Source organism: Streptomyces sp. NPDC059456 (genome assembly GCF_042750055.1).
In the GTDB taxonomy this organism is placed as follows: Bacteria; Actinomycetota; Actinomycetes; order Streptomycetales; family Streptomycetaceae; genus Streptomyces.
On sequence record NZ_JBHYVA010000257.1, the window covers coordinates 1 to 291 of the forward strand.

The window sequence follows — 291 nt, forward strand, 5'->3', positions numbered from 1 at the left end:
CCGGGAGCGGGCGCTCTGACCGCGCGGCCCCATTTCGGCCAGCGGTGCGGGTAGGGAATTGCGCGCGGCTCAAAGAGGGGTCCTCCGCGCCCGGCACCGGCAAAGGACGCGGCCGGCCTCCCGGTGATCCGGGGGGGGCGACATCGGCGACAGCCTCGCCGGCCGCGCCGGGATCCTCGTGCACGCCTTCGCCGAGCCCGACCGGCTCGCCGACACCACCGTGACCCCGGCGACCCGCCGGTGTGTGAGGCGCGGCGCGCGGGCCCAAACCAGCGCCACACTCACCCACCC